The following is a 20,236-nucleotide window of genomic DNA, read 5'->3' as shown; positions in this document are numbered from 1 at the left end:
ATGGCAGAGAGCATGCCGAGGCGGACTCAGGCGGCCACCTGGCCCTCGACGGCATGGACCAGAGCCTCGGGGTCGAGCGGCTTGGTGACGAAGCCGCTGGCCCCATGCGCGAGCACGGTGTGGCGCGTCTTTTCCTGGCTGTCGGCCGAAAGCACCATGATCGGAACCGGCGGCACGGCCATTTCTTCCTCGTGGCGGCGGATGGCGGCGATTGCGTCCAGCCCGTCCATCACCGGCATGTGCAGATCCATCAGCACCACGTCGAAACGGTGTTTCAGCCCGGCTTCGGTGATTGCCTCGACAGCCGCCTTGCCGTTTCCGACAACCTTCACGCGATGCCCTGCCTTCAAAAGCGTGGCGCGGGCCAGCATGGCGTTGATGTCGTTGTCTTCGGCGATCAGCACCGACAGGCCATGCTGGCGTGCGCCTGCGGCGCGAAGCGACGACGCGCCGCTTTTTTCCGGCTTTTTGGGCAGGGGTAAAGCAGGAGCGTAGCTGGTCAGCAGCACGCGCAGCAGCGTTTCGCCGCGCACCGGCCTTGCCAGGAAGGTGGCGTAGCCGCTGGCGCGGAATTCGCCAAGCATGCCGCGGTCGGTCGGCGCGATCAGCGTGATCGCCTCGCAATCGGCAAAACCGCTCTGGCGCAGGCGCTTGAGCAGCCTGCCGTCGCTGTCTTCCATGGCGGCATCGATCAACAGCACGTCGCAATGTTCGGTAAGAGGCGCCGCCTGGGAAGCGGTCGCGGCGACATCGACGGCGCCGCCATAGGCACGGATGGTGCGGGCGATGGCGTCGGCCTCGACGGCGTTCTTCGACACGATCACGGCGCGCCGGCCGGCGAGGATGTTCTGCCGGTTCTGCGGCGCTTCGGTTGCCCCTGTGGCCGGGAGCTCGAAGACGAATTCCGATCCCTCGCCAAGCCGGCTCGACACCGAAATTGCGCCGCCCATGGCGGTGACCAGTCGTCTCGATATGGCAAGGCCGAGGCCGGCGCCGCCATGGGTGCGGGTCGAGGTGCCGTCAGACTGTTCGAATTCCTCGAAGATGCGCTCCATGTCCTCTTCGCGCAGGCCAGGGCCGGTGTCGGCGATGGTGAAGCAGATGCGGTCGCTGGTCTCGGTGCGGGCCCGTGCAACCGAAACCAGCACGCCGCCGGTGTCGGTGAACTTGATCGCATTGCCGATCAGGTTGAGCAGCACCTGCCTGACTCTTCCCGGATCGGCCATGATCATCTGCGGCACGTCGGGCTCGACATGACAGCCAAGGCCGATATTCTTGGCGAAGGCTCTCGCCGCCATCAGTTCAATGATGTTGTCGGCAATCTCGCGCAAAGATGTCGGCTGCGGTTCCGGGTCGAAGCGGCCGGCCTCGATCTTGGAATAATCGAGCAGGTCTTCGATGAGCGCCAAAAGGGCGCTGGCCGAAGTCGAGACGGCGCCGACATAGGTGCGCTGCTCGGGCGACAGGTTGGTGTCGGCCAGAAGCTTGGCCATGCCCATGATGCCGTTCATCGGCGTGCGGATCTCATGGCTGACGGTGGCGAGGAAGCGCGACTTGGCCTGGCTGGCGTATTCGGCACGCTCGCGCGCGGTAATCAGAGAGGATTCGGCGCGTTTGCGGGCGGTGATGTCGCGGGCAATCGCCCGGTGTGAAACGGCGCCGCTGTCCTTGTCGCGCACCGACAGTTCGATCCAAGAGAACCAGCGCGGGCCGCTCGGGGTGCGGATGGAGACGTCGGTGGAACTCAGGCATTCGTGATCCGAAAAGGCGGCGTCGGGAACGATGCCGACATCGATGCCCAGGTCAGCCAGCGTCCTGCCGGCAAGGTCGCGCTGATCGGTTCCGACGAGGCCGGCGAAAACCTTGTTGGCATAGACGATGTGGCCGTCGCGGTCGCGGTGGACGACGAGATCGCCGAGCGCATCGATCAAGCCCCGAAAGCGCTCCTCGCTCTCCTGCATTTCCCACATGCGGTCGGCCAGCGTCTCGATCTCCGCGCGGCTGCGGGCGGCGGTTTCGTCGAGCAAGGCCGTCGCGCGGTGGGCGGTGCGGCGGCTGCGCAGGTGCATGGCGACGCCGGCAAGCCCGATCGCCAGCAGGCCGAGCGTGATGAAGATTGGCGCGCCGCTGAGGTGGGACAGGCCCGCCAGGGCGACACTGGCGACGACCGTCAGGAACAGCAGGCCCTCGTGCGTGGCGCGCGGAAAATCCGGCGCCAGCGGGGGTGGGGCAACAAGCAGCCGCTTGGGCGTCGCCGGGCTCGGCCCGGTGACGCTCTCGGCACGGCTCTTCTCTTTCCTGGCGGACTCCGCGATCATGCAGAAATCCTTGCCAGACATAGATTATGGAAAAGCGCGGCGGATCGTTCGAATTTTAGCGGTCATGCATTTTGCCGCCGTTCCAGTGGCTTCGGGGTCTCACATATCCACGACCACGCGACCCCTGGTCTTGCCGTCGACGATGTCGTGGGCGGCGGCGATGATGCCGTCGAAGCCGATGGTCGTCGACAGGCTGGCGAGCTTTCCCAGGTCGAGATCGGTGCCGATGCGGCGCCATGCTTCCAGTCGCACGGCCTTGGGCGCCATCACCGAATCGATGCCGAGTAGCGAGACACCGCGCAGGATGAACGGGGCGACACTCGACGGCAGGTCCATGCCGCCGGCCAGGCCGCAGGCGGCGACCGCGCCGCCATAAGCAGTCATCGACAGCACATTGGCCAGCGTATGACTGCCGACGGCATCGATGCCGCCGGCCCAGCGCTCCTTGGCCAGCGGCTTGGCCGGCAGGGAGAGTTCCTCGCGCGAAATCACTTCGGCAGCACCGAGGTCGATCAGATAGGGGCTCTCGGCGTTGCGGCCGGTGGAGGCGATGACGTGGTAGCCGAGGCTGGACAGGATCGAGATCGCGACCGAGCCGACGCCGCCGGCTGCCCCCGTCACCACCACCGGGCCGCGATCCGGCAGGATGCCGTGCCGCTCCAGCGCCATCACGCTCAGCATGGCCGTATAACCAGCGGTGCCGACCGCCATTGCGTTGTGGGCGCTGATGCTGTCGGGCAGTGGCACCAGCCAGTCGCCCTTGACGCGGGCGCGCCCGGCATAGGCGCCGAAATGCGTCTCGCCGACGCCCCAGCCGTTGAGGATGACCTTGTCGCCCTTGCGCCAGTCTGCATGCGACGACGAGAGAACGGTACCGGCGAAATCGATGCCCGGCACCAGCGGCCAGCGGCGGATCACCGGCGCCTTGCCTGATATGGCGAGCCCATCCTTGTAATTGACCGTCGTCGCTTCGACAGTGACGGTGACATCGCCTTCCATCAGATCGGCTTCGGTGAAATCGACGATCTCGACCGATTGCTTCTTTTCGGCATCGCGCGAAACGAGGATGGCTTTGAACGTCTCGGACACTTTTTTCTCCTCGGGCGAGCAGCTGCGAAGACTGGCAAAACTGGCCGGACTGTGCGGCGACGGTCCGGCGAGGTCAATTGGTCAAAAGAGTCGGGCGTTCAAGCGTCGGGACTTTGCGGCTTAGCCTCGCGCCGCCAGCCGATGAGTTCGTCGAAGACGACCAGCACGGCGCCGACCGAGATGCAGGCGTCGGCGAGGTTGAAGATGGCGAAGGACCAAGTCTGCGTGTGGAACAGGATGTAGTCGATGACGTGGCCATACGTAGCGCGGTCGACGAGATTGCCGAGCGCGCCGCCGACGATCAGCGCGAAGCCGATGCGGGCAAGCACATGGCCGGGCGGCGTACGCGTCGCGAGATATAGCACGAAAGCGACGACGAGAACCGCAATCACCACCAGGCCGGTGTCGCCGAAGGACTCGAACATCGAGAAGGCAATGCCGGTGTTGAAGGTGCGAAACAGCGCCAGGAACGGTACCAGATCAATCTTCTCCTGAAAGGCGAGGCTGGTCTCGACCAGATATTTTATCCACTGATCGAGCGCAAAGGCGACGATGGCCAGCAGGACGTAGGGGGACCATGATTTCACGGTTTGGTATCCTCGGGGGCAAGCTTCAGGGCACCGCGGCGGATCTCGAACAGCATGACGCCAGTGGCGACCGCCAGGTTGAGCGAATCGGCGCGGCCGGCCTGCGGAATCCGGAGCAGCCGGTCGCAGCTTTCGGCCAGACTATCGGGCAGGCCCTGCTGCTCGTTGCCCATCATCAGCAGCACCGGGCCTCGGGAGAAATCGACCAAGCGGTAATCGACCGCACCCTTGAGATGGGTGCCGACGACGAGGCCTGAAAAGCTGTTTCGCCAGGCCAGGAACGCTTCCGGCGGGGCCCTGGTTACCGGCACCGCGAAGATCGAGCCCATGGTGGCGCGCACGGTTTCGACCGAAAAAGGGTCGGTGGTTTCCCCGACCAGGATAACGCCCTTGGCGCCGACGGCATCGACAGTGCGGATGACAGTGCCGAGATTGCCGGGATCGCGGACCCGGTCGAGAGCCACCCAGACGTCACCGTCATGAGCGCGGATGTCCTTCAGCGGCAGCATCTTCTGGGCGAAGACGCCGACCACCATTTGCGGGTTGTCGCGGCGGGTGATGGCGACCAGCACTTTTTCCGACACTTCGAGCACCGTGCCGCCGGCGGCAACCGTGCGCGCCGCCACCTTCTCGACGGCCGCGTTGCCGCGCCCGGCCTTGGCGAAGACCAGCGTCCTGATCGACCAGCCGAGGTCGAGCGCGTCGATCACCAGCTTCAGCCCTTCGGCCATGAAGGCGTTCTGCTGATCGCGGAATTTCTTCTGCGCCAGTGCCTTGATGTCCTTGATCAGCGGGTTGGCGAGGCTGGTGACTTCCTTCACCTGCCCCGGCGCGCCGGCGTGCCGCTCATTCATTGAAAACTCCCGGGCATTCAGGCCACCCAGCGCGAAAACAGCGACGTCGACAGCGCCCGCCCAGCGGATTGCTCGCGGATGATCAGTTCGCCTGACTCAACCGTGCCGCCCATGCCGGCAAAGGTGTCGCGCATCAAGGCATGGATGGCGAAGAAGGAGGCGCGGATCGAATAGGCGGTCAGTACCACGGCCAGCGGTTTCGGCGTCAGGATCGCGCGACAGAGGTCGGTCAGCCCAGGCAGATCCTCGAACAATTGCCAGACCTCGCCCTTGGGGCCGCGGCCATACGCCGGCGGGTCGAACAGGATGATGTCGTAGCGGCTGCCGCGGCGCTCCTCGCGCTCGGCGAATTTCACTGCGTCATCGACGATCCAGCGGATCGGCTTCGAGCCAAGGCCGGCCATTTCCTGGTTTTCGCGCGCCCAGCCGATCGCCTTTTTTGAGGCGTCGACATGGGTAACCTCCGCGCCGGCGCGGGCCGCCACAAGCGAGGCGAGCCCGGTGTAGCCGAACAGGTTCAGCACCTTGACCGGGCGCTTCGCCGCCGCGATCAGCCCTGCCATGTGGTCCCAGTGCGAAGCCTGTTCGGGGAACACGCCGACATGGCGAAACGAGGTAAAGCGGCCGAGATAGTCGATGTTGTCATGCTTCATCGGCCAGGTCTCGCCGAGCGGCGTTTTGGGAAAGCGCCAGCGGCCGATGCCTTCTTCGTCGGTGTCGCCGGTGAAGATGGCGTCGGCGCGGTCCCAGTCCCTCGCCGGCAGGGCCCTTTGCCAGATCGCCTGACCCTCCGGCCGCACGATGCGGTAGGGCCCGTATTGTTCGAGTTTTTCGCCGGCGCCGCTGTCGAGCAACGCATAATCCTGATTGGGCGCCACTTCCAGGATCACCGGCAGGCGTTCGGCGGGCAGGGCGCCATCGCGGCGCGCCAGGATGCGAGGCGCCGGCTTGGGATCAGACCGGTCGTCCGGTTTTGCCTCATTCCGCTGCGATTTGGCTTCCGATCGGACTGTGTCCGGCCGCGGCCGCGCGTGTTCGGCCCTGCCCTTTGCGGGCGGACGGTTGTCGCGGCGTTTGTCGCGAAAAGACTTCAAGCAGGAGCGTCTCCGGAGGCGGCAGGCCGCTTTTGACATAGGGTCACCGGCTGCGCAAACAAAATGGTCCAGCATACCGAATGTCTGAGGTGGTGGACCTCCCCTGAGGAAACAGGCAAATCTGGGATCATGTCCCGTTCCGAACGCCTGCTCGACCTGATCCAGACCCTGCGCCGACATCGCCGGCCGGTCAGCGGGCGCACGCTTGCCGGCGAGATGGGTGTTTCGATCCGCACGCTTTACCGCGATATCGCCACGCTGCAGGGGCAGGGCGCGCCGATCGAGGGCGAGGCGGGGCTGGGCTATGTGCTGAAGCCCGGCTTCATGCTGCCGCCGCTGATGTTCACCGACGAAGAGATCGAGGCCATTGTGCTCGGATCGCGCTGGGTTGCCAGACAACCGGACAAGCGGCTGTCTGAAGCAGCCACCGATGCGCTGGCCAAGATCGCCGCCGTCCTGCCGGACGATTTGCGCGAGGATCTCGATGCCACCGCGCTCTTGGTCGGGCCACGCAGCGAATTGGTCGAAAGCATCGACCTCGGCGTTGTGCGCCAGGCGATCCGCGACGAGCGAAAACTCGGCTTTCTCTATCGTGACGCCGGCGGCGCCGCGTCCCAGCGCTTGGTCTGGCCGTTTGCGCTCGGCTTCTTCGACAAGGCGCGGGTGGTGGCGGCCTGGTGCGAGACGCGGCAGGATTTCCGCCATTTTCGCGCCGACCGCATGTCCGATCTCAACACCACCGCTATCCGCTATCCGCGTCGTCGGCAGGTGCTGCTGAAGGAATGGCGGACGATGATGGATGCGTCGAAGCGCCAAACCGACGCGTGATTTTTTAAACGCTTTGAAATCGCTGCTGCCAGAAGTTGACAGTAGCGCCGTCTATGCTCTTCCCATCGAACCCTTGGAGAGCAGACATGCACACCCCCAATTTCGTCATCCTCTATGTCGACAACCCGGAGCGGAGCGGCGCCTTCTACAGCGCGCTCCTCGCACGCCAGCCGGTGGAGACGTCGCCGACCTTCGTGCTGTTCGTTCTCGACAAGGGCTTCAAGCTCGGCCTCTGGTCGCGCCATACCGTGGAGCCGGCGGCCCCCGCGACGGGCGGAGGCGGCGAACTTGTGCTGGCAGTCGAAAACGCGGCAGCGGTGGACGACACGCATGCGGATTGGGCGAGCCGCGGCCTCGAGATGCTGCAGGCGCCCACTGATCTGGATTTCGGCCGCACCTTCGTTGCTCTCGATCCCGACAATCATCGCCTGCGTGTCTATTGGCCGTTCGAAGGAGCCCAGGGATGACTGCCCATTGGATCGCTGTGGCTTCCGCCCAACATGTTCGACGCGGCCGCGCCGACGGCTTCATGCAGGTCAACCACGGCAAGGCGGCGCCGCTGCGCCGAATCAAGCCCGGCGACGGTGTGGTCTATTATTCGCCGAGCACCGTGCTCGGCGAGAAGGACGGGCTGCAGGCCTTTACCGCCATCGGCACGGTGCGCGACGGCGAACCTTATCAGGGCGAGATGGGCGGCGGCTTCACGCCGTTCCGGCGCGACGTTGCTTGGTCGAACGGGGCGGAAGCGCCGATCAAGCCGCTGCTCGATAAGCTTGATTTCACCAAGGGCAAGTCGAACTGGGGTTATCAGCTGCGCTTTGGCCTGTTCGAGATCAGCCAGCACGATTTCCTGCTGATCGCGCAGGCGATGGACGTCAACATCGCCGAGGCGGCGTGAGGCGCCAAGCCATCAGCAGGCTTGTCCGACAACAATACCATGGTGGTCTGAACCGCCGCACTTGTTCAAAGGAAAATAGTATGGACTTCGTCTCGATCCGCATCATTACCGAGCAGATCAAACCTCTGGTGGCCTTCTACGAGGCCATCACCGGCCTGACCGCGACCTGGTTCACGCCGGATTTCGCGGAACTGGCCACCGCTTCCTGCACACTGGCAATCGGCAGCACGCGCACGCTGGCGCTTTTTGGGGCCGATGTGGCGCAGCCGGCCGCCAATCGCTCCGCGATCATCGAGTTTCGTGTCGGCGATGTCGATGCGGAGTACAGCAGGCTGAAGGAAATCATCGGCGATTTCGTGCAGGCGCCGACGACGATGCCATGGGGCAACAGATCACTGCTGCTGCGCGATCCCGATGGCAATCTGGTGAACTTCTTCACCCCGGTCAGCGCGGAAGCGATCCGGAAGTTCGATCGCAAGGCTGGTGCCGTGGCGCCGGCACACGCTACGGCTTGAGCGCGTTGTAGACGGCAATCCCGGCGGCGAGATCCTCGAGCGCGGCGCCGACCGATTTGAACAGCGTGATCTCATCGGGGCCTTGCCGGCCCCGTTTTTCGCCGCGTGCCAGTTCATGCAGATCGGCGACGATGGCCTCCGGCTTCAGCACGCCGGAGGCGAGCGGCTGGACGATATCGCCGGCCTCTTTGGTGGCGCCGGCGCGGGTGTCGACATAGACGCGGGCACGTGTGATCGCGTCATCGTCGCTTTCGCGCATGGTCGGCGTGAAGCCGCCGACCAGATCGACATGCGCGCCTGCTTTCAGCAATGCGCCTTTGACCAGTGGCGTCGTCGTGATCGTTGCCGAGGAGACGATGTCGGCTTCGGCAAGCTCGGCATCGAGATCGCTTGCGGCTTCGGCGTTGAAACCATCCCCGCGCAAATCAGCCGCGACCTTTTCGGCATTGGCCGGCGTGCGGTTCCAGATGCGGATGGTCTTGATCGGCCGCACTGCCGAATGCGCCTTGGCCAGGAACGGCGATAGCGCGCCGGCGCCGACCACCAGGAGCCGCGAGGCGTCCTCGCGGGCGAGATAGGAGGCGGCCAGCGCCGAGGCGCAAGCGGTGCGCCACTGTGTCAGCCGCTGGCCATCGATCAGCGCCTCGGGTTCGCCCGTGGCGCCGTTGAGCAGGAGGTAGAGGCCCATCACCGCCGGCTTGCCGACGGCGTTGTTGTCGGGCGATACGGTGACGATCTTGACGCCGATATGGCCGCCCGCCGATGTGCCGGCGGCATTGAAGTCGGTCCAGGCCGGCATCAAAAGCAGCGTGGAAGCCGCACCGTCGGGCCGCTCGACCGCATGGTGATGGCGGACCGGCTGCACGGCGCCGTCGCGGAAGGCCGCGCGCAATGTCTCGACCAGCCCTGGAAAGGTCAGCGCCTGGTCGACAGCGTCGGCCGAAATGGTCAGCATGCAAAACTCCGCGAAGATAAAAGCGCTGGCTCAGGCCGTTGGCTTCGGCAGCGCCGTCCCTGGGGCAGAGCCTTGCGGCGCGGCCGGCACACGGCTGACCGCCTGGCGCAAATTCTCGGCCTCGACACCGCGCTGGCGCGCCAGCTTGCGGTAGCGGCCCTGCTTGACCCAGGTCGCCAGGCTGCCGATGACCATGCCGATGGCCAGTGCCACGAACAGGAAGATGAACAGCGGTAGGTTCAGCGTCAGCTTCGGGTTGCCGGGGTTGAACGGGTCAAGCGTGAAGGCGACCAGCTCGCGGTTGGCGACGGCCAGCGCAATCAGGATGACGGCCAGCGGCACGAAGACCACGATAAGTATGAAGCGGTTGAACATGGAGATTCCCTGGGAAGGCAGAGCCTTGAAAGGCTGACGCGTCAAGTCCGCGCTTATTTGCCGCCGTTCAGCCTTTCACGCAATTCCTTGCCGGTCTTGAAGAACGGCACCCACTTCTCCTCGACCTCGACGGATTCGCCGGTGCGCGGGTTGCGGCCGGTCCGGGCAGGGCGATTTTTCACAGAAAAAGCGCCGAAGCCACGCAACTCGACCCGGTTGCCTTCGGCAAGGGCATCGGTGATCTCGTCGAATATCGCCCCCACGATGTTTTCGACGTCGCGCAGGAAAAGATGCGGGTTGCGCGTGGCAATGATCTGTACAAGCTCGGATTTGATCATCAGAAAGGTCCCCGTGAAAGCGCTGCGGTCAAATTATCAGGATGATTTTATTTGCTTTTTTACTCGCCCCAAACGGCAGATCAAGGGTGCCAGACGGAAACGAGACCGTCAAGAAACAAGCGATCCGCGCCGATTTCGTGAAGAACGTCGCTGCCGGCATCCGACAGGCCGAGCGCGCTACCGACGCTGCGCGCTATTGCTTTCGAGAACAGGAAGCCGCCACGCCGTTCGGTGTCCTTCCATTCCACCACCTTGAGCTTTGCGTCGACGCCCTTGGTCGCCAGCCAGTCGATGGCCACGCTTTCGCCGCCGACAGCGTCGATCAGACCGTTGGCAAGGCCCTGGCGGCCGGTAAAGATCGAACCGTCGGCCAGGGCGAGTGCCTGCTCGCGGGTCATCTTGCGGCGCTCGGCGACGATGCCGACGAACCAGTCATAGCTGTCGAGGATGAGCTTGCGGACCATGGCGCGCTCGTCGTCATTGGTCGGCTTGAAGGGTGAGGGCGCGGCTTTCAGCGGCGATGATTTCACCTCTTCGAGCTTGATGCCGACCTTGTCCATCAGGCCGCTGAGATCGGGATACTGGATCAGCACGCCGATCGAGCCGACGATCGAGGTCTTGCGAGCGACGATATGGTCGCTGGCGCTGGCGATCATGTAGCCGGCCGACGCTGCCAGCGTGCCGACCTCTGCCACCACCGGCTTGTCGGCGGCGAGCTTGCGCACTTCCTCGTAGATCGATTCGCCGCCGACCGTGGTCCCGCCGGGCGAATCGATGGCCAGGATGACACCCTTGACCTGCGAGGACGTGCGGATGGTCTCCAGCCGCTTGATCAGTTCGTCGTCCTCGGTGATGGTGCCTTCGATCCTGACCTTGGCGATGTGGTCGACGGAAGTACCGCCGATGTCTTCGCCATAAAACCAGCTTGCAAGCGCAACCACCCCGAGCGCCACGATGACGATGGCCGCGCCGCGCCAGAAGGTCAGCTTGCGCCGCAAGCGGCGGCGGTCGATCAGGTCGTCGGCTCTCAGTGCCATGGTCTGCCTCATGGTCGGTGGGAAGCGATGCTTTTAAAGCAAGCATCCGCGCCCGGCTACCTCTTCCTCACGGGCCTGCGACGAAGCGACCTTCACGGCCGCCAGCATTTCAGGAAATAATTACGCGGCGCGTCCGTTTCTGCTATGAAGTGCCGAAATTGTGTCGCCTGATTTCCGTTTGCAAAAACAACGGCCGTCACATTTTTGCGGTTTTCCTCCGCTTGTGCTTGCTTGCGGGGGCCGGCAACCCACCTATAGCAGGTGTTTTGGCGGACAAGGGTTTATTAGAAGACAGTCATGCTAGCGCGATCGAACGAAACGACCAACGCCGATGCGGCCTTGGCGCCCACGGCGCCAGCGAGCACGCGCGGCGACGCCTTCGACCGTGCCCAGCGCCATTCGCGCCGCGTGCGCGTGCTGAAGTTTGCAGTGCCGCTGCTTGCCGCTGGCATCGCGGTTGCCTTTCCGGTCTATTCCTATCTCGCAGCGCCGGTCTCGATCTCGATACAGGCCGACGGCACCGCCTTTTCCGATGGCAAGCTGGTGATGGCCAATCCCAAGCTCAACGGCTTCACCAAGGGCAAGCTGCCCTATTCGCTGACGGCACTGCGCGCCATCCAGGACGTCGGCAAGCAGGACATCATCGAACTCGAAGGCATCCATGCCAAACTGCCGCTGACGGCCGACAATGTGGCAACGGTCGAGGCCAAGCGCGGCATCTACAACCGAAACGCCAACACGATGGACATGACCAGCAATGTCACCGTGACCACCACCGACGGTGTCGAGGCGAAGTTCAAATCGGTCTTCCTCGACATGGGCAAAGGCTCTATGAAGACAGGTGATCCGGTCGATGTCAGCCGTGACGGTTCCCGGATCACGGCGGGTTCGATGGCGGTCGAGGAAAATGGCAAGGTTGTCGTTTTCGAAAACAAGGTAAGCGTCCACATCGATCCGGCCACTATGAAGGCGGCAGAGGCAAAGAGCGGAGAATCGAATGCGTCCCAGTAATTCGGCACGGCTTGTCGCCGCTTCAGCCTTGCTGTTGCTGGGCATGGCGCCGTCCTGGGCTCAATCCAGCGCCACCAGCCAATCCGGCCTCAAATTGTCCGGCGACCAGCCGATCCAGATCGAAAGCGACAAGCTCGAGGTCCGTCAGGCCGAAAGCATGGCGGTGTTCAGCGGCAATGTCACCGTCACGCAAGGGCCGACGCTGCTCAAGGCCGGCAGAATGGAAGTCTACTACGTCAAGGACCCCAATGCCGCCAAGGGTGCGGCCGCCGGCGCGTCGGCGATGACCGGTTCGGGCAACATCGACCATCTGGTGGTCACCAACAAGGTTTACATGAAGTCCGACGACCAGGTCGCCACGGGCGACAATGGCACGTTCGACATGAAGACGCAGGTGCTTGTCCTGGCCGGAGCGGAAGTCTTGCTGTCGCAGGGACCCAACATTCTCAAAGGTTGCAAGCTCACCGTGCAGATGAAAAGCGGCCTGGCCGAGGTCAAGGGGTGTCCGCGCGTCATCATGTCGATGACGCCGCCGCCGAAATCCGAGGCGCCGAAGAACTGATGGCCGGCGTATCGTCGCTGCTGACCCGTCTTCCGGGACGGGCAGCCAGCAAAGTTGCCACACCCGACACAGTCACCGTCGAGTCCACGAAGTTCAAGGGCACCCTGATCGCCAAGGGTCTGACCAAGAGCTACAAGGGTCGCAAGGTGGTCAGCGGCGTCACCATCGGTGTGCGCGCCGGCGAGGCTGTCGGGCTGCTCGGCCCGAACGGCGCCGGCAAGACCACCTGTTTCTACATGGTCACCGGCCTTGTGCCGGTGGACGAAGGCACGATCGAGATCGACGGTTTCGACGTCACCTCGATGCCGATGTATCGCCGCGCCCGCCTCGGCATCGGCTATTTGCCGCAGGAAGCGTCGATCTTCCGTGGCCTCAATGTCGAGCAGAACATCCGCGCCGTGCTCGAAGTGGTCGAGAAGGACCGCAAGGTGCGCGAGCGCAATCTCGACGAACTGCTCGAGGAATTCCATATCAGCCATCTGCGCAAGTCGCCGTCCATGTCGCTATCCGGCGGCGAGCGGCGGCGCCTGGAAATCGCCCGCGCCCTGGCGACGCGGCCGGCCTACATGCTGCTAGACGAGCCTTTCGCCGGCATCGACCCGATTGCAGTGGCCGACATCCAGCAGCTTGTGCGCCATCTGACGGCGCGCGGCATCGGCGTGCTCATCACCGATCACAATGTGCGCGAAACGCTCGGCCTCATCGACCGCGCCTATATCATCCATGCCGGCCAGGTGCTGACGCATGGTCGCGCCGACGAAGTGGTGGCGAACCCCGATGTGCGGCGGCTTTACCTCGGTGAGGGTTTCACCCTCTGAGCGTGAAATTTGTTTCCTGACGCTACTTTTTGCCGCCCCGCCGGCCTTTTTCTCCGATTTTGCGTGAGATAATGCGCCGGTAGGGCCCTTTTGCCGCCATTCGCCTTGACAAGCAAAAGCTGGGCCAGTTTCTATGGAGGGTCGGAAAAATTCATTTTCCGGCAGCTTCTGATGTGTAGGCTTCCGGGTACAGAAGGGCGTTTGAAACCGAACCATGGCGCTGGCGGCGAAATTACAGCTACGACAATCCCAGTCACTGGTGATGACGCCGCAGCTGATGCAGTCGATCAGGCTGCTGCAACTCACCCATATCGAGCTCGACCACTTCATCGACGACGAGATCGAGCGCAATCCGTTGTTGGAGCGCGCCGAGCCCCAGGAAGATGCGGCAAGCGACCAGGTGCAGAAGGGCGACACCGCGCCTGAGCCTGCCGCCGATGGCGACTGGTTCGAGAGCGAGACGGTGTGGAGCGCCGAAGCGATCTCGGACAAGCTCGACAGCTCACTGGAAAACCTGTTTCCTGATGATCCCGGCACCAGCGAGCGGCTCGGCCCCGACCTGACGGCGCAGTGGAAGTCCGCCACGGGCAATGGTTCGTCCGGCTCGTCCGAAGGCTTCGACATCGGCGACATGGCTGCCGCGGCAATCACGCTGCGCCAGCATGTCGGCGAGCAGATCGCGCTCGCCTTTGCCGATCCGGTCGCAAGGCTGATTGCCGGCGAACTGGCCGATGGCCTGGACGAGGCCGGTTATCTGCGCGCCGACCCTGTCGAGATCGCGAAACGGCTGGGCGCCGATCAGGCCATGGTGGCCAAGGTGCTGGTGGTCTGCCAGACATTCGAGCCGGTCGGCCTGTTTGCGCGCGACCTTGCCGAATGCCTGTCGCTGCAGCTTGCCGTGCGCGATCGCCTCGATCCGGCGATGAAGACGCTGGTCGGCAACCTAGAACTCCTGGCGCGGCGCGATTTCCAGACACTGAAACGGCTTTGCGGGGTCGACGAGGAGGATCTCCTCGACATGCTGGCCGAAATCCGCGCGCTCGACCCGCGCCCGGGCACGGCGTTTTCGGGCGGCACCAGCGACGCCATCGTTGCCGATGTCGAGGTGCGCGCGGCCAATGACGGCAGTTGGACGGTCGAGCTCAATGCCGAGACGCTGCCGCGGGTTCTGGTCGACCACATCTATTTCGCCCATGTCTCGCCGCAGGCCAAGAACCAGGCGGAGAAGGATTTCCTGGCCGAATGCCTGCAGAATGCCAATTGGCTGACGCGCAGCCTCGACCAGCGGGCCAAGACAATCATGAAAGTGGCGTCGGAAATCGTGCGCCAGCAGGACGCTTTTCTCGTTCATGGCGTGCGTCACCTCAGGCCGCTCAACCTGCGCACGGTGGCCGATGCCATCGGCATGCACGAATCGACCGTCAGCCGGGTGACGGCCAACAAATACATGCTGACGCCGCGCGGCGTGTTCGAGCTGCGCTATTTCTTCACCGCCTCGATCGCGGCGTCGGGCGGCGGCGACGCGCATTCCTCGGAAGCGGTGCGCGACCGCATCAAGCAGCTGATCGACGAGGAAAAGCCCGCCGACGTGCTATCCGATGACGCCATCGTCGACATGTTGAAGGAAAGCGGCGTCGATATTGCCAGGCGCACCGTGGCCAAATACCGCGAGGGCATGAATATTCCCTCATCGGTGCAGCGGCGGCGTGAAAAGCGCGCGCTGGCCAGCGCCGGGCGCTAGTTCTGCTTGCCCGGCAGGGCTTTTGCTATGGCTGGATTTCCACAACTCCAGACCTTCATTGACAAGCTGCAATGAAGTGTCTAGAAGCCCGCCCGCATGAGACGGGCTTGCGGCCCGCATGCGGATGGTCCGTCACGATGAAGGCCACGGGACGGCCAAGAAGGCGGATTGTGATCAACCGGAAAGTTCGGATCTAAAATCGGCGCGAGTTGACGCCGCAAAGCTTGTGCGCACGGATCACGAGTATAAACTCTGCCCAGTTTGAAGCCTGAGCAAGGAAGGTCAGTTTTCAGATGAAGCTGCGCATATCGGGAAAGCACATGGATATCGGCGATGCGTTTCGTACGCGCATCACCGATCGTGTCGGCGAGGCGATCGGTAAATATTTCGATCGCGGTTTTTCAGGGCATGTCACCGTCATCAAATCGGGGTCGCGCTATTCGGCCGATTGCATGATCAGGCTGGATTCCGGCGCTTCGCTGCAGGCGACAGGCGATGCACAGGATCCGACGCTTGCCTTCGAGGCGGCTGCGGATCGCCTCGAAACCCGGCTTCGGCGCTACAAGCGCCGTCTGAAATCGCACAATTCAGGCAATGGCAATGGCGACATCACCGACATCGCCTATACGGTGATGGCGCCGCTGGCCGACGACGACGAGGAGATTCCGGAGGATTTCGCCCCGGCCATTGTCGCCGAATCAACCATGACGCTGCAGACCATGTCGGTGGCGTCGGCAGTCATCGAGCTCGACACCAAGGAGAGCCCGGTCTTCGTCTTCCGCAACGCCGGAAACGACCACCTCAACATCGTCTATCGTCGGCCGGACGGAAATATCGGCTGGATCGACCCGTCCACGACCAAAGTCGCACAGGCGTGACGAGAATGGGTCGCACGGGCGTGACGACAATGGTCGCACAGAGATAATAGCCAGCCGCGCGAGGGGCGAGGACTGGCGACGGCAGGCGAATAAGGGATTTTCAAGCATGGATCTGAGCGATCTTATCAACGTTCCGGCGATCTTGCCGGCGTTGAAGGCGAACTCCAAAAAGCAGCTTCTGCAATTGCTGTCCGAGAGAGCGGCGGCGATTTCCGGGATTCCGGAGCGCGAAGTGTTTGACACCATCCTGCAGCGCGAACGGCTGGGTTCCACCGGCGTCGGCAACGGCATCGCCATTCCGCACGGCAAGCTCGCCGGGGTCAATCGCATCGCAGGCGTCTTTGCCCGGCTGGAGACGCCGGTCGATTTCGAGGCGCTGGACGACCAGCCGGTCGATCTGGTGTTCTTGCTGCTGGCCCCGGAAGGCGCCGGCGCCGATCACCTCAAGGCGCTGTCGCGCATCGCCCGGGTGTTGCGCGACGCCGACACGGTGGCGAAGATCCGAGGCACGCGCGATGCGGTCGCCATCCACGCGCTGTTGTCGGACACGCAGGCTTCGCACGCAGCCTGAAGTTTTATGGATTAAGCTTCCAGGGGCCGCCAAAGGCGGCCCTTTGCATTTCCGATCCTGACAATCGCCTATTTCTATCGGTCGACCATGATCTTGCCCGAAAACCAGTTCCCACTTTTCGGGATCATGGTTCTAGTGGATGGCGACAGTCGTCAGGTCGTTTTCCATGGCGCCGGCCAAAGCCCGGTCCTTGGCGTCCGAAAGCAGGATCGGCTGGCCGTTGGCGGCAAACAAGGCCCACAGGACCATGCCGGGCGCGATTTCGCCGAGATTGGGGAAACGTCCCAGCAGTTCGTCGCTCGAGACCTTGCGGAGGTAAGCGACCGAGCCTTCGCCGAGATGGGCGAATTCGCCGCTGGTCATGGTGATGGTTTCGTCAGTTCTGGTCATTTCAAAGCCTCCTTGGCGCGAGGACGCCGCTCAAGGCCATCCCGCATGAGAGCCATCGGTAAAGATCAGTCTTTCACCGATATATTTATTTTCCGTACCAGCCGTTCGGTATCAGGCCGATCGAGATCGATCGACAAAAGGCCGTTCTTCAGTTCCGCTGCGATCACCCGCATGCCGTCGGCCAGCACGAAACAGCGCTGGAACTGGCGCGCGGCGATGCCGCGGTGGAGGAATTCGCGCTCGGTGTCGTCGGTCTGACGGCCGCGCACGACCAACTGGTTTTCCTCCGTGGTGACATCGAGATCGCTTTCGGCGAATCCCGCTACAGCGAGCGTAATGCGCAGCCTTTCGGCCTTGCCGTCGGCACCGCTGAGGCGCTCGATGTTGTAGGGAGGATAGCTGTCACCGGATTTCGCCAATCGTTCCAGCGTCTTTTCCATGGCATCGAAACCCAGGAGAAGCGGGCTGGAGAAGGGCGTCATTCGGCTCATGTTACACTGTCCTCTTTGGAGCGACATAAACTGGAAAAACCCGGATGGCATTTTTCCCGATGGTCTTGATATGGTCCGCGCCGCGGCCAAGTTCAAGCCGCCGAACACCCCCGCCAAAAAGACTCCCCCGCATAAGGAAATGAAATGCCCCAGACCCGCAAGATCATCATCGACACGGATCCCGGCCAGGATGATGCCGTCGCCATATTGCTGGCGCTCGGCAGCGCCGAGCTGGAGATCGTCGGCATCTCCGCTGTTGCCGGCAACGTGCCGCTGAAATTGACCGAAAAGAACGCCAGAAAAATCTGCGAACTGGCCGGTCGGCCCGATATCAAGGTCTATGCCGGCGCCATCCGCCCGCTGGCGCGCGAACTCGTCACCGCCGAGGAAGTGCACGGCAAGACCGGCCTCAACGGCCCGCAACTGCCCGATCCGAAGATGAAACTGCAGGGCCAGTATGCAGTCGATTTCATCGTCGAGACGCTGATGAAGGAAGAGGCCGGCACGATCACGCTGTGCGCCCTCGGTCCGCTCACCAATGTCGCGCTGGCGCTGATCCGCGAACCGAAGATCGCACCGCGCATCAAGGAAATCGTGCTGATGGGCGGCGGTTTCTTCGAGGGCGGCAATGTTACCCCGACCGCCGAGTTCAACATCTATGTCGACCCGCAGGCCGCCGACCTGGTGTTCAAATCGGGCATTCCGATCGTCATGATGCCGCTCGACGTCACCCACAAGGCGCTGACCACGGCCAAGCGCACGCAAGCCATCCGCAAGCTCGGCACCAGGGTCGGCACTGCGACAGCCGAGATGCTGGAATTCTTCGAGCGCTTCGACGAGGAGAAATACGGCACCGATGGCGGACCGCTGCACGACCCGTGCGTCATCGCCTATCTGTTGAAGCCGGAGCTGTTCAAGGGCCGCAACTGCAACGTTACCATCGAAACGGCTTCCGAGCTCACCATGGGCATGACCGTGATCGACTGGTGGGGCGTGACCAAGCGGCCGAAGAACGCCATGGTGATGCGCGACATCGACCATGACGCCTTTTTCGCGCTGCTGACGGAGAGGTTGGCGCGGCTTTAAACGTTTCCTTCTCTCCGTTCCCGGGGAGAAGGTGCCGGCAGGCGGATGAGGGGCGGCGCGAACGTAGATACTTCGTCTGCACCCTCAGCGCTGCCCCTCACCCGGTCGCTGCGCGACCACCCTCTCCCCGTAAGCGGGGCGAGAGAAGAGGTTGTTACTTCGCCTTCGAAAACGCCAGCCACAGGCCGCCGCCGACCAAAAAGCTGCCGCTGATCCTGGACATCAGCTTGATGCGGCTGGCTGAGAGCAGGCGTCCGGCGCGGCTGGCGGCGAGCGCATAGGTCGAGTCCGAGACGGCGGCGAAGATCATGGCGGTGAAGCCCATGACGACGATCTGCAGCGTGTAATTGCCCTGCGGGGCGATGAACTGCGGGAAGAAGGCGCCGAAGAACACCAGCGTCTTCGGATTGCTGAGCGCCACCAACAGGCCCTGCAGGAAGAAGCCGCCGCGCGGCTTCCTCGCCGTGCCGTCGGCGTTCAGCGTGCCCCTGGAGCGGAACATCTGCACGCCCATCCAGATGAGATAGGCGGCGCCGACCAGGCGCACCCATTCGAACCAGTGGCCCATGCCCGCGATCAGCGTGTTGAGGCCAATGCCGACAATGGCGATCATCACGGCAAGCCCGGCCTGGGTGCCGGCGACATTGGCGAGCCCGGCGCGCGCGCCATGGCGGATGCTGTTGGCGATGATCAGCGTCACCGTCGGTCCGGGCACCAGCATGACAACAACGCAAGCGACGGTGTAGGCGGCAAAAAGCTCCAGCGACATGATCTTCCCTCACTCCTTGGCCGCTCAGCCGGCAGGCGCCGCAGAATGCATATGTCGGGAGGGCAAGCCAAGGAAAATTATCATCTGATTTTTCGGCGCTTTCACAAATTCGACCAGTGATATCTTTGTGCAATACCGGTGGCATCCTTGGATGCTAGATTTCTGACCATGCAGTGCAGGGAGCATGCCATGAACGCGTTGGGCCGGAACGAGAAGGCGACCTATTTCACTGCGCCGGTGGGTGGGGTCGAGTGCCTCTCGGCAACCTTCACGCGCCATCGCTACCAGCCGCATGCGCATGACACGTTCGTTGTCGGCGCGCTGTCGCGCGGCACCGGCACCATCTTCATCCGGGGGCGCAGTCATGCCGTCCGCGCCGGCGATCTCACCCTCTACAATCCTTTCGAGGTGCATGACGGCGCGCCGGCCAATGACGGTTTCAGCTACCGCGTCAGCTATCCGTCGACGGCTTTGCTGCGCGAAATCGCTTCCGAAAATACCTCGCTTGACCGGGCCGGAACGCCGACATTCCGCGAGCCGATCGTGCATGACCCGCGGGGTGCTGCCGTGTTTTTCGCCGCGCACCGCCTGTGGGAGGACAAGTGTACGCCGATGGAAGCCGAGGAGAAGCTGCTCGCCGCCTATGTCTACTGCCTGTCGGTGCATGCTGGCGTGCGTTTCCCTCGCTCGGGGAGCGAGCAGGGGCCTGTTGCCCGCATTGTCGAGCTTCTTTCCGAGCGCTTTGCCGAGCGGCTGACGCTGGAAGACCTTGCCGTGGAGGCTGGGCTGTCGCGACAGCGGCTGATCCGCGCCTTCCACCGCAGGACCGGGATGACGCCGCATGCCTTCCTGGTCAATCGCCGTGTCGACGCGGCAAAGGCGATGCTGCGCAGCGGCCTCGATCCGCTGTCAGTGGCGATGGTCACGGGCTTCAGCGACCAAGCGCATCTGACTCGCATTTTCAAGGCGCGCGTCGGCGTGCCGCCCGGAGCCTATCGAGCGGCTTTCGCCGCCTGACCCGACCTACGATT

General features: G+C 63.4%; 24 protein-coding genes. 12 read left to right on the top strand and 12 right to left on the bottom strand.

All coding sequences use genetic code 11. From position 1 onward, the window contains the following. Positions 1-26: 26 nt before the first annotated feature. The 5 genes from ACWGTI_RS04670 to ACWGTI_RS04650 form a co-directional block, all read right to left on the bottom strand. Positions 27-2,318, bottom strand: coding sequence for a response regulator (locus tag ACWGTI_RS04670; protein ID WP_454586020.1), 2,292 nt, complete (start codon positions 2,316-2,318; stop codon positions 27-29). A 99-nt stretch (positions 2,319-2,417) separates the two neighbouring features. Next, positions 2,418-3,407: an acrylyl-CoA reductase (NADPH) gene (gene acuI, locus ACWGTI_RS04665; RefSeq protein ID WP_454586019.1), complete on the bottom strand. Its 990-nt coding sequence runs from the start codon at positions 3,405-3,407 to the stop codon at positions 2,418-2,420. Positions 3,408-3,505: 98 nt separating this feature from the next. Next, the gene (gene lspA / locus ACWGTI_RS04660; protein WP_454573423.1) at positions 3,506-3,994 is read right to left on the bottom strand and encodes a signal peptidase II; all 489 of its coding nucleotides are present in this window, start codon (positions 3,992-3,994) and stop codon (positions 3,506-3,508) included. After that, on the bottom strand, positions 3,991-4,848 hold the full coding sequence (locus ACWGTI_RS04655; RefSeq protein WP_454586018.1) for a TrmH family RNA methyltransferase: 858 nt from the start codon (positions 4,846-4,848) through the stop codon (positions 3,991-3,993). The genes lspA and ACWGTI_RS04655 overlap by 4 nt, the downstream gene beginning before the upstream one ends. Before the next feature lie 17 nt (positions 4,849-4,865). Beyond that, positions 4,866-5,942 (bottom strand): RsmD family RNA methyltransferase, encoded by a 1,077-nt coding sequence (locus ACWGTI_RS04650; RefSeq protein WP_454586017.1) that lies wholly within the window; start codon positions 5,940-5,942, stop codon positions 4,866-4,868. 129 nt (positions 5,943-6,071) lie between these two features. Here ACWGTI_RS04650 and ACWGTI_RS04645 point away from each other — a divergent pair, with 129 nt between their 5' ends. The 4 genes from ACWGTI_RS04645 (at position 6,072) to ACWGTI_RS04630 (ending at position 8,183) form a co-directional block, all read left to right on the top strand. Continuing rightward, entirely contained in the window at positions 6,072-6,770 is a 699-nt protein-coding gene (locus ACWGTI_RS04645) for a helix-turn-helix transcriptional regulator (RefSeq protein ID WP_454586016.1), read from the top strand. Positions 6,771-6,856: 86 nt separating this feature from the next. Continuing rightward, entirely contained in the window at positions 6,857-7,237 is a 381-nt protein-coding gene (locus tag ACWGTI_RS04640; RefSeq protein ID WP_454586015.1) for a VOC family protein, read from the top strand. Further along, positions 7,234-7,668, top strand: a complete 435-nt coding sequence (locus ACWGTI_RS04635) for an EVE domain-containing protein (RefSeq protein ID WP_454586014.1) — start codon at positions 7,234-7,236, stop codon at positions 7,666-7,668. The genes ACWGTI_RS04640 and ACWGTI_RS04635 overlap by 4 nt, the downstream gene beginning before the upstream one ends. An 80-nt stretch (positions 7,669-7,748) precedes the next feature. After that, a complete protein-coding gene (locus ACWGTI_RS04630) occupies positions 7,749-8,183 on the top strand; it encodes a VOC family protein (protein WP_454586013.1) in 435 nt (144 codons plus the stop codon). Here the strand turns inward: ACWGTI_RS04630 and ACWGTI_RS04625 are convergent. From ACWGTI_RS04625 to sppA, 4 genes are all read right to left on the bottom strand, one after another. Beyond that, complete coding sequence (locus ACWGTI_RS04625) at positions 8,173-9,138, bottom strand: ornithine cyclodeaminase family protein (RefSeq protein WP_454586012.1); 966 nt, start codon at positions 9,136-9,138, stop codon at positions 8,173-8,175. The genes ACWGTI_RS04630 and ACWGTI_RS04625 overlap by 11 nt on opposite strands. A 30-nt stretch (positions 9,139-9,168) precedes the next feature. Next, positions 9,169-9,513, bottom strand: a complete 345-nt coding sequence (locus ACWGTI_RS04620) for a LapA family protein (RefSeq protein WP_454586011.1) — start codon at positions 9,511-9,513, stop codon at positions 9,169-9,171. Positions 9,514-9,566: 53 nt separating this feature from the next. Next, positions 9,567-9,851, bottom strand: coding sequence for an integration host factor subunit beta (locus ACWGTI_RS04615; protein WP_006200394.1), 285 nt, complete (start codon positions 9,849-9,851; stop codon positions 9,567-9,569). A gap of 80 nt (positions 9,852-9,931) precedes the next feature. Next, on the bottom strand, positions 9,932-10,888 hold the full coding sequence (sppA, locus tag ACWGTI_RS04610) for a signal peptide peptidase SppA (RefSeq protein WP_454586010.1): 957 nt from the start codon (positions 10,886-10,888) through the stop codon (positions 9,932-9,934). Between the two features lie 297 nt (positions 10,889-11,185). On the opposite strand from sppA, the gene lptC reads away from it, so the two are divergent. From lptC to ptsN, 6 genes are all read left to right on the top strand, one after another. After that, positions 11,186-11,899 carry an LPS export ABC transporter periplasmic protein LptC gene (lptC, locus tag ACWGTI_RS04605; protein ID WP_454586009.1) on the top strand — a complete coding sequence of 238 codons (714 nt, stop codon included), beginning with the start codon at positions 11,186-11,188 and terminating at the stop codon, positions 11,897-11,899. Next, the gene (locus ACWGTI_RS04600) at positions 11,886-12,461 is read left to right on the top strand and encodes an LptA/OstA family protein (protein ID WP_454586008.1); all 576 of its coding nucleotides are present in this window, start codon (positions 11,886-11,888) and stop codon (positions 12,459-12,461) included. The genes lptC and ACWGTI_RS04600 overlap by 14 nt, the downstream gene beginning before the upstream one ends. Next, positions 12,461-13,279 (top strand): LPS export ABC transporter ATP-binding protein, encoded by an 819-nt coding sequence (gene lptB / locus ACWGTI_RS04595; protein ID WP_454573435.1) that lies wholly within the window; start codon positions 12,461-12,463, stop codon positions 13,277-13,279. The genes ACWGTI_RS04600 and lptB overlap by 1 nt, the downstream gene beginning before the upstream one ends. A gap of 214 nt (positions 13,280-13,493) precedes the next feature. Then, complete coding sequence (gene rpoN / locus ACWGTI_RS04590; RefSeq protein WP_454586007.1) at positions 13,494-15,020, top strand: RNA polymerase factor sigma-54; 1,527 nt, start codon at positions 13,494-13,496, stop codon at positions 15,018-15,020. A gap of 293 nt (positions 15,021-15,313) precedes the next feature. Then, complete coding sequence (gene hpf, locus ACWGTI_RS04585) at positions 15,314-15,898, top strand: ribosome hibernation-promoting factor, HPF/YfiA family (protein WP_454573437.1); 585 nt, start codon at positions 15,314-15,316, stop codon at positions 15,896-15,898. Positions 15,899-16,004: 106 nt separating this feature from the next. Continuing rightward, the gene (ptsN, locus tag ACWGTI_RS04580) at positions 16,005-16,469 is read left to right on the top strand and encodes a PTS IIA-like nitrogen regulatory protein PtsN (protein ID WP_454573438.1); all 465 of its coding nucleotides are present in this window, start codon (positions 16,005-16,007) and stop codon (positions 16,467-16,469) included. A 132-nt stretch (positions 16,470-16,601) separates the two neighbouring features. On the opposite strand, the gene ACWGTI_RS04575 is transcribed toward ptsN, so the two are convergent. Both ACWGTI_RS04575 and ACWGTI_RS04570 read right to left on the bottom strand, forming a co-directional pair. Next, the gene (locus tag ACWGTI_RS04575) at positions 16,602-16,859 is read right to left on the bottom strand and encodes a BQ00720 family protein (protein WP_023683072.1); all 258 of its coding nucleotides are present in this window, start codon (positions 16,857-16,859) and stop codon (positions 16,602-16,604) included. Between the two features lie 65 nt (positions 16,860-16,924). Continuing rightward, positions 16,925-17,350 carry an Hsp20 family protein gene (locus tag ACWGTI_RS04570; protein WP_023669741.1) on the bottom strand — a complete coding sequence of 142 codons (426 nt, stop codon included), beginning with the start codon at positions 17,348-17,350 and terminating at the stop codon, positions 16,925-16,927. Between the two features lie 144 nt (positions 17,351-17,494). Between ACWGTI_RS04570 and ACWGTI_RS04565 the strand changes: the two genes are divergently transcribed. Further along, a complete protein-coding gene (locus ACWGTI_RS04565; protein WP_454586006.1) occupies positions 17,495-18,436 on the top strand; it encodes a nucleoside hydrolase in 942 nt (313 codons plus the stop codon). 154 nt (positions 18,437-18,590) lie between these two features. On the opposite strand, the gene ACWGTI_RS04560 is transcribed toward ACWGTI_RS04565, so the two are convergent. Then, positions 18,591-19,205: a LysE family translocator gene (locus ACWGTI_RS04560; RefSeq protein ID WP_454586005.1), complete on the bottom strand. Its 615-nt coding sequence runs from the start codon at positions 19,203-19,205 to the stop codon at positions 18,591-18,593. A 189-nt stretch (positions 19,206-19,394) separates the two neighbouring features. Between ACWGTI_RS04560 and ACWGTI_RS04555 the strand changes: the two genes are divergently transcribed. After that, complete coding sequence (locus ACWGTI_RS04555; RefSeq protein ID WP_454586004.1) at positions 19,395-20,222, top strand: AraC family ligand binding domain-containing protein; 828 nt, start codon at positions 19,395-19,397, stop codon at positions 20,220-20,222. Positions 20,223-20,236 lie beyond the last annotated feature (14 nt).

It is taken from the genome of Mesorhizobium sp. ArgA1, assembly GCF_053714375.1.
Note: the sequence above shows the minus strand (reverse complement) of the source record. Positions and strands in the feature narration are given on the sequence as shown.

Coding starts and splice junctions, on each gene's coding strand:
- ACWGTI_RS04670 (WP_454586020.1), bottom strand. CDS start 2,318: ATGATCGCGGAGTCCGCCAGGAAAGAGAAGAGCCGTGCCGAGAGCGTC.
- ACWGTI_RS04655 (WP_454586018.1), bottom strand. CDS start 4,848: ATGAATGAGCGGCACGCCGGCGCGCCGGGGCAGGTGAAGGAAGTCACC.
- ACWGTI_RS04645 (WP_454586016.1), top strand. CDS start 6,072: ATGTCCCGTTCCGAACGCCTGCTCGACCTGATCCAGACCCTGCGCCGA.
- ACWGTI_RS04640 (WP_454586015.1), top strand. CDS start 6,857: ATGCACACCCCCAATTTCGTCATCCTCTATGTCGACAACCCGGAGCGG.
- ACWGTI_RS04635 (WP_454586014.1), top strand. CDS start 7,234: ATGACTGCCCATTGGATCGCTGTGGCTTCCGCCCAACATGTTCGACGC.
- ACWGTI_RS04630 (WP_454586013.1), top strand. CDS start 7,749: ATGGACTTCGTCTCGATCCGCATCATTACCGAGCAGATCAAACCTCTG.
- ACWGTI_RS04625 (WP_454586012.1), bottom strand. CDS start 9,138: ATGCTGACCATTTCGGCCGACGCTGTCGACCAGGCGCTGACCTTTCCA.
- ACWGTI_RS04620 (WP_454586011.1), bottom strand. CDS start 9,513: ATGTTCAACCGCTTCATACTTATCGTGGTCTTCGTGCCGCTGGCCGTC.
- ACWGTI_RS04615 (WP_006200394.1), bottom strand. CDS start 9,851: ATGATCAAATCCGAGCTTGTACAGATCATTGCCACGCGCAACCCGCAT.
- sppA (WP_454586010.1), bottom strand. CDS start 10,888: ATGGCACTGAGAGCCGACGACCTGATCGACCGCCGCCGCTTGCGGCGC.
- lptC (WP_454586009.1), top strand. CDS start 11,186: ATGCTAGCGCGATCGAACGAAACGACCAACGCCGATGCGGCCTTGGCG.
- ACWGTI_RS04600 (WP_454586008.1), top strand. CDS start 11,886: ATGCGTCCCAGTAATTCGGCACGGCTTGTCGCCGCTTCAGCCTTGCTG.
- lptB (WP_454573435.1), top strand. CDS start 12,461: ATGGCCGGCGTATCGTCGCTGCTGACCCGTCTTCCGGGACGGGCAGCC.
- rpoN (WP_454586007.1), top strand. CDS start 13,494: ATGGCGCTGGCGGCGAAATTACAGCTACGACAATCCCAGTCACTGGTG.
- hpf (WP_454573437.1), top strand. CDS start 15,314: ATGAAGCTGCGCATATCGGGAAAGCACATGGATATCGGCGATGCGTTT.
- ptsN (WP_454573438.1), top strand. CDS start 16,005: ATGGATCTGAGCGATCTTATCAACGTTCCGGCGATCTTGCCGGCGTTG.
- ACWGTI_RS04575 (WP_023683072.1), bottom strand. CDS start 16,859: ATGACCAGAACTGACGAAACCATCACCATGACCAGCGGCGAATTCGCC.
- ACWGTI_RS04570 (WP_023669741.1), bottom strand. CDS start 17,350: ATGAGCCGAATGACGCCCTTCTCCAGCCCGCTTCTCCTGGGTTTCGAT.
- ACWGTI_RS04565 (WP_454586006.1), top strand. CDS start 17,495: ATGCCCCAGACCCGCAAGATCATCATCGACACGGATCCCGGCCAGGAT.
- ACWGTI_RS04560 (WP_454586005.1), bottom strand. CDS start 19,205: ATGTCGCTGGAGCTTTTTGCCGCCTACACCGTCGCTTGCGTTGTTGTC.
- ACWGTI_RS04555 (WP_454586004.1), top strand. CDS start 19,395: ATGAACGCGTTGGGCCGGAACGAGAAGGCGACCTATTTCACTGCGCCG.